Origin of the sequence: Streptomyces sp. URMC 126 (genome assembly GCF_051386555.1) — a bacterium.
Classification (GTDB): domain Bacteria; phylum Actinomycetota; class Actinomycetes; order Streptomycetales; family Streptomycetaceae; genus Streptomyces.
Genome location: NZ_JBPQTX010000287.1, coordinates 1 through 9048, shown reverse-complemented (window position 1 = coordinate 9048; position 9048 = coordinate 1). Strand labels below are relative to the sequence as shown.

Below are 9048 nucleotides of genomic sequence, written 5' to 3'. Positions count from 1 at the left end.
GGGGTGCCCTGGGGGTGGGCGACGAGGTGCCAGGCGCGGGTGGTGCCGGGGAGTGCTGCGGACATCGGAAGGACCTCCTGCGGTGTTTCAGGTGATGAAACAATAGTTGACCTAGATATTTTAGGTTGTCAAGCAACTGGGTACTCTTCTTTCATGGCCCCGCCGACACCCCGCCCCGACCCCGTGACGGTCGAAGTGGTCGAGCTCATCGCGACCGTCGTCACGCGCTACCACGAGGAGTACGACGAGGCGGCCGGCCGGCACGCGCTCACCGGCGCCCAGGCCCGGCTCCTCGCCCTCCTGTCCCGGGAACCGCTGCCCATGCGCCGGATCGCCCGGAAGCTGAAGTGCGAGCCGTCCAACGTCACCGGCATCGTCGACCGCCTCGCCGCCCGCGGCCTCGTCGAGCGCAGGCCCGACCCGGCCGACCGCCGCGTCAAACTGGCCGCCGTCACCGAGGACGGCCGGGAGACCGCGCGGCAGTTGCGCGAGGAGCTGGACTTCGCCCGGGAGCCGCTGGCCGGCCTCTCCGCGGACGAGCGGCGGCACCTGCGCGACCTGCTGCGCCGCGTGGTGGGCGGCATCCCGGACGAGGCCGAGGGCGAGGAGGCGCCCTGAGCCACGGGGCGGAACGGCACGACTCCGCCCGCCGCGCCCGCGTCCACGGCACGATGGACTCCATGGAACCCACGGCCCCCAGGAACGCCGCCCCCGGCCCGACGCCGCCCTTCACGCCCCTGGACTTCCAGCTCGTCCTCCTCCGCCGGATGGCCGACCACCAGCCGGGCCTGGTCGAGGACGCCCTCCGGGAGCTGAACACCGGCCGCGCGGCGATGCGGGAGGCCAACCGGCGCTGGCAGGCCATGCTGCGCTCGCCCCGGCAGCGCGGCGCCGGCGCCCGCTACCGCTCCGTCCTCGGCCCGCCCGAGACCGTCACCGAGCGCCGGATCGGCGACCTCACCGCCGAGGCCTCGGCCTGGCCGGTGCCGCTCTGGCCGGACCTGCGGTTCGAGGTGCTCACCGCGCCCGGCGGCGCGGTCTGGAACGAGTGGCTGGTCCGGGCGCCCGGCGCCGCCTCGCCCGTCCCGCGTACCGTCGAGGAGCTGCGGCCCTGGTGCTGCACGGTGGACGAGGTGGCCCGCGCCTTCGCCCCCGCCCGCCCGATGGAGGGCACGGCGCCGACCCGCTGGCAGCTCGCCTTCACCGCCCCCGACGCGTCCGGGGCGCGGCGGGAGCACGTGGCCGAGTTCACCTGGGGGCTCTACCAGCGGCTGGTGCGCTGACGCCGGCGTCTCCTCCTTTCGGACGAGGCGGGCGCGGACGGACCGGCCGTTTACCCGAGGCGGGCCCGGGCCCGGCGTCCGTAGCGTGGGCGCGTCCCCTGTTTCCCGTCCCGGATGGAACCCCATGTTCCCCTCCCACCGCCCCGCCCTGGCCCGGACCGCGCTGGTCCTGGCCGCCCTGGTGCTGCCGGTGGCCCTGCTGACCGGGCTGACCGGCTGCTCCTGGGGCGGGGTCGACAACTCCAAGGCCGTCGGCACCCCGGCCTCCCCCGACGAACCGCAGCGGGTGCGGATCCCCTCCCTCGGCGTGGACAGCCCGCTGATCCGGCTCCGCACCGACCGGGACACCGGCCGCCCGGTGCGGCAGCCGCCGAAGGAGCACAGCGACACCGCCGGCTGGTGCACCGGCAGCGCCCTGCCCGGCCGCCCCGGCACCGCCGTGCTCGTCGGGCACCGGGAGAACGACGGTAAGGGCGGCGTCTTCCGGAAGCTCGGCACCCTGCGCGAGGGCGCGGTGGTGGAGATCGAGCGCGGCGACGGCAAGACGCTGCGGTTCACCGTGACGGCCGTGCGCACCATGGACCGCGACGAGGCGTTCGCCACCCGGAAGGAGCACCCCGCCGCCGGCTCCCCCGGCCCGGAGGAGCGGGCCCTGCGGCTGGTCACCTGCGCGGGCGACGACCCCGGCCCGGGTTCCGGGCACCGCGTCCTCGTCGTCGACACGGTCCTGCGATCATGACGGCCCGCCCCCGACCATGAGGGCGTGACGCCCCGGCCCCTGCTCGCCGCGCTGCTCGCGCTCACCGTGGTGGGCGGGGTGCTCGACGCCGTCAGCTATCTGGGCCTGGGGCACGTCTTCATCGCCAACATGACCGGCAACGTCATCGTCCTCGGCTTCTCCGCCGCGGGCGCGGCCGGCTTCTCGGCCACCGCCTCCTCACTGGCCCTGGCCGGCTTCCTGCTCGGGGCGCTGCTCGGCGGCCGGTTCGGGACGGCGATGGCGGGCCGGCCCCGGCGGCTCTGGCTGGGCGGGGCGCTCGCGGCCGAGGCGCTGCTCACCGGCGTCGCGGCGGGGCTCGCGGCCGGCGTCCCGGACGGGGACGGCCGCCGCTTCACCGTGATCTCCGTGCTCGCCGTGGCGATGGGCGTCCGCGTCGCGACCGTCCGCGCGCTGGCCGTGCCGGACATGATGACGACGATCCTCACCCGCGTCCTCACCGGCATCGCCGCCGACTCCCGGCTCGCCGGCGGCTCCGGCCCCCGGCTCGGCCGGCGGCTGGGCTCGGTGCTGGCCATGATCCTGGGGGCGGCGGCCGGCGGCCGGCTGCTGATCCACCACGGCCCGGTGTGGCCGCTGGCCCTCGCGTCCGGCGCCGTGGCGCTGCTCGCCGCCGGCTGTCTCGCGACCGGCGCCGGACGCACGCCCGGCGCCGGGCCGCGGACCGGCCGGGGCGTCAGCCGAGCTCGGCGGAGAGGGTGATCGTCGTCCCGGCGAGCGCCTGGCTGACCGGGCAGTTCTTCTTGGCGTCCTCGGCCGCCGAGGCGAAGCCCGCCTCGTCCAGGCCGGGCACCTCGCCGCGGACCCAGAGGTGGATGCCGGTGATGCCCTCACCCGGCTGGAAGGTGACGTCGGCCTTGGTCTCCAGGCGGGTGGGAGGGGTCCCCGCGCCGGTCAGACCGTGCGAGAGCGCCATGCTGAAGCAGCTGGAGTGGGCGGCGGCGATCAGCTCCTCCGGGCTGGTCTTCCCGTTCGCCTGCTCCGCGCGGGACGGCCAGGAGACCGGCTGCGAGCCGATGCCGGAGGAGTCGAAGCTGACGGTGCCGCTGCCGTTGAGCAGCTCGCCTTCCCAGACGGTGTGCGCGGTGCGGGTGGTGGCCATGGCGGTCCTCCAGGGGTGTGACGGAAGCCGGGGCGCCGTGCCCCGGGCGGTGCTCGGGCGATCGGACGGTGACGGCCGTACGGCCATCGGGGCGACGCCCCGGTCGATCATCCGTTTCCGTTCCCCGGCCGCCCCGCTCCGACACGCCCGTCCGGAGCCGGTGTGTTCCAGGCCACCAGCGCCGGGCGCCCGTGCTCGGTGCCGATCCGGCTGACCGTCCCGGTGTCCAGCCGGAACAGCGCGCCGGCCGACGGCGGCAAGCCGAGCCTGCGGGCCGTCAGCACCCGCAGGAAGTGCGCGTGGGCGACCAGTACGACGTCCCCGTCGTCGGCGGCCAGCCAGGGCGCGATCCGCGCCAGCACCCGGTCGGCCCGGGCGCCCACCTCGGCGGGCGTCTCGCCCGGGTGCCCGTCCGGGCCGGGGACGACGCCGTCGTCGAACAGGAACCAGTCCGGACGCTCCTTGTGGATCTCGGCGGTGGTGATCCCCTCGTAGCCGCCGTAGTCCCACTCCCGCAGGTCGGGTTCGACGCGGACGTCCCGCAGCCCGGCCAGCTCGGCGGTGCGCAGCGCGCGGGCCCGCGGGCTGGCCAGGACGTGGCCTATGACGCGTTCCGCGAGCAGCGGGCGGAGGGCCGCGGCCTGCCGCTCGCCCCGGGCGGTCAGCGGCAGGTCGGTCCAGCTGGTGTGGAGGCCGTCGCGGCTCCACTCGGTCTCGCCGTGCCGGACGAGGAGGAGCTCACTCACCGGCGCCGCGCTCCTGCCGCTCCTTGGCGACGGCGGCGCGCACCTCGTCCATGTCGAGCGCGCGGGCCTGCCGGATGACGTCCTCCAGCGCCGCCTCGGGGAGCGCCCCGGGCTGCGCGTAGACGGCGATGTTGTCGCGGACGACAATCAGGGTCGGGATCGACGTGATCTGGAAGGCGGCGGCCAGCTCCGGCTGGGCCTCGGTGTCGACCTTGCCGAACAGCAGGTCCTCGTGGCGCCCGGCCACCCGCTCGTAGACGGGGGCGAACTGCCGGCAGGGCCCGCACCAGGCGGCCCAGAAGTCGATCAGGACGAACCCGTGGTCCGAGACCGTCCCGTCGAAGTTCTCTTTCGTGAGCTCCACGGTGCTGCTCATGCGCGTCTACCCGCTTCCGTCGGTCGGCCCGGTGATCGGCCCGGCAAGGGGCCCGGCAGCGGCAACCCGGTACCGGTGTGCCTTATTCCGCAGCCACCGGATGGCCTACAGCCGCCTCCGAGGCGAACCGGTGTGACCATGGTTACATCATCGCCGGAGGTGCTTTTGTATGACCGGCGACAGACCGCAGAGCGGTGGCAGACCCCACGACGAGCAGGTCCGTACCTCGACGTCACAGACTTCGCGGCGCCTGGTGCTGGCCACCGCCGCCCTGGCGCCGATACTGGCCGGCGCCGGACCGGCCCGGGCCGTCGCGCCGGGACGCACCACCGACCCGTGCGGCGGGCGCCGGGCGCTGGTCCACCCGGCGTCCACCAGCGAGTCGGACTGGGAGGACGTCATCGACGTCCTCCAGCACCGCGGCCGGCTGGCCGGCAACCAGGTCTACCGCATGGGCTTCCTCCGCCACGACCTCAAGGTCTCCTCGTACGGCTACACGCTCAAACCCAGCCTGGGCGTCGGGTCCTTCGTCTCCTTCCTCCGCTACGAGGACGGCAAGGCGATGATGATGGGCGACATGGCGGTCACCGAGCGCGAGTTGCAGCGCGTCATCGACATCCTCGACGCGCGCGGCATCACACAGACCGCCATCCACAAGCACCTGCTGACGCACGAGCCGGCGGTCTGGTGGATGCACGTCCACGGGATGCACGAGGACGCCACCTACCTGGCCGAGGCGCTCCGCTCGGCGCTGCGCGCCACCGGGACCCCGCCCTCCACCGGCCTGCCCGTCAAGAAGCAGCTGGACCTGGACACCACCGGCATCGACAGGGCGCTCGGCGCCCAGGGCGACACCGAGGGCGACATCTACAAAATCGTCTTCGCCCGGAACGAGACGATCGTCGACCACGACCGGGTCCTGCCCCGGATGACCGGCTCGACCACCGCGATCTCCTTCCAGCCGGTCGGGAAGCGCAAGGCGATCGTCAACGGCGACTTCGTGATGACCGGCCACGAGGTGCAGGACGTCATCAAAGCCCTGCGGCGCGGCGGGATCGACATCGTCTCGATCCACAGCCACATGCTGACGGACGACCCGCGCCTGTTCTTCCTGCACTTCTGGGGCGTCGGCGACGGCGTCCGCCTCGCCCGCGGGCTGCGCGGCGCGGTGGAGAAGACCAATGTCTCCCCGGCGGTGGCGCTGGGCTGAGTTCCCCGGGGAGCCCCATCGAACAGATCAGGGCCGTCACGGAAACGTGGCGGCCCTGCGGCCCGCACGACCGGCGGGCTAGATCGTTTTTTCGAACGGATCGCTCGTGTGGGGCGGGTGGGACTCGAACCCACGACCGACGGATTATGAGTCCGCTGCTCTAACCGGCTGAGCTACCGCCCCGTTCACGGCGCGTCGCGCACATCTGTGCGCGCCGTCTGCCGCAGCATAGCCGCTCATACGATCTGTTGCCCCGGTGGGGGCACATCGTGTGACCAGCCTGACCTTGAGGACTGCGGGCGGGGCGGGATGGTTCCCGCGCGGCGGGAAATCCCGGCATGAAAAAAGGACCCCCGCGGGGGTCCTCTTCCGGATGGCTCCTCCGACTGGACTCGAACCAGTAACCTGCCGGTTAACAGCCGGCTGCTCTGCCAATTGAGCTACAGAGGATCGCGCTCCCCCGACTGGACTCGAACCAGTAACCTGCCGGTTAACAGCCGGCTGCTCTGCCAATTGAGCTACAGGGGATCGTCGCGTGCCTCGAATGCATCTTCGTCCGGTCTCCCGGGCGGCGTGCGCTCGCTGCGAGACATACATTAGCGCAAGCAGGGGGGTGCTCCGCCAATCGGTCCGCCCGGAGTGAGCTCCGGGTACGCAGGGTAGGCGGCGGACACAGCCCGGCTGGGGCCCGCGAGGCCGTGGGTTCCACGGGATCCGAGGGAAGGATGGGGTGTGATGCGCTACCGGCTGACGTTCATCGCCGGCGCCGCCGTCGGCTATGTGTTCGGCGCGCGGGCGGGCCGCGAGCGGTACGAGGAGTTGCGCAAGGGGGCGCGGCGGATCGCGCAGAATCCGGCCGTGCGCAACACGGCGGAGACGGCCGCGGTGAACGGCCGGGCCCTGGCCGGCCGGGCCCTCGGCAAGGTGGGGGAACGGGTCCCCGGCTCGGTGGCGGACCGGGTCCGCTCGCTGCGCGAGCAGCGGACCCCCGACGAGGACGACTGGGGCACCACCAACACCTGACCGGATGCGGGCGGACGACGGCCGTTTGGCATCATCCTCGGCATGGGCATAGTCGCGGGGCTGGACAGTTCGACCGAGAGCACACGGATCGTCGTCTGCGACGCGGACACGGGTGCCGTGCTCCGGCAGGGGTACGCGCCCCATCCCCCGTCCGCCGCCGAGGGTGACCCCCAGGCGTGGCTGATGTCACTCGGCGAGGCCGCCGCCGGCGGGCTGCTGGAAGGCGTCCAGGCCATCGGCGTCTCGGCACAGCAGCACGGGCTGCTGACGCTGGACGCCGGTGGGGTGCTCGTCCGTCCGGCGCTGCTGGGCAACGACAAGCGGGCACAGCCCGCCGCCGCCGACCTGACCGACGCGCTGGGCGGCCGGGCCGCCTGGGCCGAGGCCGTCGGCACGGTGCCGCAGTCCGCCATGTCCGTCGCCAAGCTCCGCTGGCTGGCCAGGAACGAACCCGAGTCGGCGACCCGTACCGCCATGCTGTTCCAGCCGCACGAGTGGCTGGTGTGGCAGTTGCTGGGCCGGCCGGCGCGGCGGACCACCGACCGCGGCGCCGCCTCGGCCACCGGCTACTGGTCCGCCGCCACCGGCACTTGGCGCCCCGACCTGGTCGAACTGGCGCTGGGCCACCCCGCGGCGCTCCCCGACGTCCTCGCGCCCGCCGAACCGGCCGGGCACACCCCCGAGGGCCTGCTGATCTCCGCGGGCACCGGCGAGACCATGGCCGCCGCCTTCGGCCTCGGCGTGGGCCCCGGCGACGCGGTGATCTCGCTGGGCGCCTCGGGCTCCGTCTTCGCCGTCCACCACCAGGCGCTGACCGACCCCTCCGGCACCATCACCTCGTTCGCCGACGCCACCGGCATGCACCTGCCCGTCGTCCACACCCTCAACGCCGTCCGCGTGCTGCGCGGTACGGCCGAGCTGCTGGGCCTGGACCTGGCGGGGCTCTCGGAGCGGGCGCTGCTCTCGTCCTGGGGCTCGTACGGGCTGGTGCTGCTCCCCTACCTGGAGGGCGAGCGCACCCCGCACCTGCCGCACACCGCCGGGACGCTGGCCGGGCTGCGGCGGGAGAGCATGAAGCCCGAGCACCTGGCGCGGGCCGCCTTCGAGGGGATGCTGTGCGGGCTCGCGGACGCGCTGGACGTGCTGCGCGGGCGCGGCGTCATGGTGCGCCGGGTGTTCCTGCTGGGCGCGGCGGCCGAACTGCCGGCCGTGCAGGCGCTGGCCCCGGCGCTGTTCGGGACCCAGGTCGTCGTCCCCCAGCCGGCCGACTACGCGGCGCTGGGCGCGGCCCGGCAGGCCGCCTGGGCGCTGGGCGTCCAGCACGGGATGCTGTCCCCGCAGGAGCCGCCGCGCTGGCCGCAGGGCGCCGGGCAGGTCTTCGAGCCCGGCGAGGACCTGCCGTCGGGGCAGGCCGTGCGGCAGCAGTACGCGACGGTGCGCGAGCAGACGCATCCGGGGGCGTTCGGGCAGTAGGTCAGTCGAGGTAGCCGCGGAGCTGGTCGGCGAAGGCGTGGTCGCGGAGCTTGTTGAGGGTCTTGGACTCGATCTGCCGGATCCGCTCCCGGGTCACCCCGAATATCCGGCCGATCTCCTCCAGCGTCCGCGGCCTGCCGTCCACCAGCCCGTAGCGCAGTTGCACGACCTTGCGCTCGCGCTCGCCCAGCGTCGACAGCACGGCCTCCAGGTGCTCGCGCAGCAGCAGGAAGGCCGCGGACTCGACGGGCGAGGCGGCGTCGCCGTCCTCGATGAGGTCGCCGAGCGCGACGTCGTCCTCCTCGCCCACGGGCGCGTGCAGCGAGACCGGCTCCTGGGCCAGCCGCAGCACCTCGCTGACCCGCTCCTCGGAGAGGTCGAGGTACGCGGCGACCTCCTCCGCCGTCGGCTCGCTGCCGCGCTCCTGGAGCATCCGGCGCTGCACCCGGACGACGCGGTTGATCAGCTCGACGACGTGCACCGGGACGCGGATGGTGCGCGCCTGGTCGGCGAGGGCCCGGGACATGGCCTGGCGGATCCACCAGGTGGCGTAGGTGGAGAACTTGTAGCCCCGCGCGTAGTCGAACTTCTCCACCGCCCTGATCAGACCGAGGTTGCCCTCCTGGACCAGGTCGAGCATGGTCAGGCCGCGGCCGATGTAGCGCTTGGCGACGGAGACGACGAGGCGCAGATTGGCCTCGATCAGGCGGCGCTTGGCCATCCGGCCCAGGACGACGAGGCGGTCGAGGTCGAGCGCCAGACAGGTGTCGAGGTCGGGGTCGTTCGACAGCTTCTCCTCGGCGAACAGCCCGGCTTCCACCCGGCGGGCCAGCTCCACCTCCTCGGCCGCGGTGAGCAGGGGGATGCGGCCGATCTCGCGGAGGTACTGGCGGAAGAGGTCCGAGGAGGGGCCGCCGGTCTCGGCGCGCCGGTCGCGATCCCGGTCCCGTTCCCGCTCCGGGAGCGGCTCCGGCTCCTCGGCCAGGGTCTCGGGCGGGGGCGGTCCGGGCTGCCGCGGAACGGCCCCTACGGGGTCGGCCAGGGCCTCGGGGAGGGT

11 protein-coding genes and 3 tRNA genes are annotated in these 9048 nt (G+C 73.9%); 7 read left to right on the top strand and 7 right to left on the bottom strand.

Annotation, left to right across the window (positions count from 1 at the left end; genetic code table 11):
* Nucleotides 1-153: 153 nt before the first annotated feature.
* The 4 genes from ACSNOK_RS26605 (at nt 154) to ACSNOK_RS26590 (ending at nt 2763) form a co-directional block, all read left to right on the top strand.
* Nucleotides 154-618 carry a MarR family winged helix-turn-helix transcriptional regulator gene (locus ACSNOK_RS26605; protein ID WP_436783311.1) on the top strand — a complete coding sequence of 155 codons (465 nt, stop codon included), beginning with the start codon at nt 154-156 and terminating at the stop codon, nt 616-618.
* 53 nt (nt 619-671) lie between these two features.
* Nucleotides 672-1283, top strand: coding sequence for a hypothetical protein (locus ACSNOK_RS26600; RefSeq protein WP_436783310.1), 612 nt, complete (start codon nt 672-674; stop codon nt 1281-1283).
* Nucleotides 1284-1407: 124 nt separating this feature from the next.
* Entirely contained in the window at nt 1408-2022 is a 615-nt protein-coding gene (locus ACSNOK_RS26595; RefSeq protein WP_436783309.1) for a sortase domain-containing protein, read from the top strand.
* Nucleotides 2023-2046: 24 nt separating this feature from the next.
* Nucleotides 2047-2763 carry a YoaK family protein gene (locus ACSNOK_RS26590; protein ID WP_436783308.1) on the top strand — a complete coding sequence of 239 codons (717 nt, stop codon included), beginning with the start codon at nt 2047-2049 and terminating at the stop codon, nt 2761-2763.
* On the opposite strand, the gene ACSNOK_RS26585 is transcribed toward ACSNOK_RS26590, so the two are convergent.
* The 3 genes from ACSNOK_RS26585 to ACSNOK_RS26575 form a co-directional block, all read right to left on the bottom strand.
* Complete coding sequence (locus ACSNOK_RS26585) at nt 2738-3163, bottom strand: OsmC family protein (RefSeq protein WP_436783307.1); 426 nt, start codon at nt 3161-3163, stop codon at nt 2738-2740. The genes ACSNOK_RS26590 and ACSNOK_RS26585 overlap by 26 nt on opposite strands.
* Nucleotides 3164-3270: 107 nt before the next feature.
* The gene (locus ACSNOK_RS26580) at nt 3271-3909 is read right to left on the bottom strand and encodes a histidine phosphatase family protein (RefSeq protein ID WP_436783306.1); all 639 of its coding nucleotides are present in this window, start codon (nt 3907-3909) and stop codon (nt 3271-3273) included.
* Nucleotides 3902-4285 (bottom strand): thioredoxin family protein, encoded by a 384-nt coding sequence (locus ACSNOK_RS26575; RefSeq protein ID WP_436783305.1) that lies wholly within the window; start codon nt 4283-4285, stop codon nt 3902-3904. The genes ACSNOK_RS26580 and ACSNOK_RS26575 overlap by 8 nt, the downstream gene beginning before the upstream one ends.
* A gap of 169 nt (nt 4286-4454) precedes the next feature.
* Here ACSNOK_RS26575 and ACSNOK_RS26570 point away from each other — a divergent pair, with 169 nt between their 5' ends.
* On the top strand, nt 4455-5495 hold the full coding sequence (locus ACSNOK_RS26570; RefSeq protein WP_436783304.1) for a DUF1259 domain-containing protein: 1041 nt from the start codon (nt 4455-4457) through the stop codon (nt 5493-5495).
* 109 nt (nt 5496-5604) lie between these two features.
* On the opposite strand, the gene ACSNOK_RS26565 is transcribed toward ACSNOK_RS26570, so the two are convergent.
* The 3 genes from ACSNOK_RS26565 to ACSNOK_RS26555 all read right to left on the bottom strand — a co-directional run bounded on the left by ACSNOK_RS26565 (nt 5605) and on the right by ACSNOK_RS26555 (nt 6023).
* Nucleotides 5605-5678: transfer RNA gene (locus ACSNOK_RS26565), tRNA-Ile, on the bottom strand.
* Nucleotides 5679-5869: 191 nt separating this feature from the next.
* Nucleotides 5870-5945: transfer RNA gene (locus tag ACSNOK_RS26560), tRNA-Asn, on the bottom strand.
* A gap of 5 nt (nt 5946-5950) precedes the next feature.
* Nucleotides 5951-6023: transfer RNA gene (locus ACSNOK_RS26555), tRNA-Asn, on the bottom strand.
* 207 nt (nt 6024-6230) lie between these two features.
* On the opposite strand from ACSNOK_RS26555, the gene ACSNOK_RS26550 reads away from it, so the two are divergent.
* Entirely contained in the window at nt 6231-6518 is a 288-nt protein-coding gene (locus ACSNOK_RS26550) for a YtxH domain-containing protein (protein WP_436783303.1), read from the top strand.
* Between the two features lie 42 nt (nt 6519-6560).
* Nucleotides 6561-7991: an FGGY family carbohydrate kinase gene (locus tag ACSNOK_RS26545; RefSeq protein WP_436783302.1), complete on the top strand. Its 1431-nt coding sequence runs from the start codon at nt 6561-6563 to the stop codon at nt 7989-7991.
* Between the two features lies 1 nt (nt 7992).
* Here the strand turns inward: ACSNOK_RS26545 and ACSNOK_RS26540 are convergent, their stop codons facing one another.
* Nucleotides 7993-9033, bottom strand: a complete 1041-nt coding sequence (locus tag ACSNOK_RS26540; RefSeq protein WP_436783312.1) for an RNA polymerase sigma factor — start codon at nt 9031-9033, stop codon at nt 7993-7995.
* Between the last annotated feature and the right edge of the window lie 15 nt (nt 9034-9048).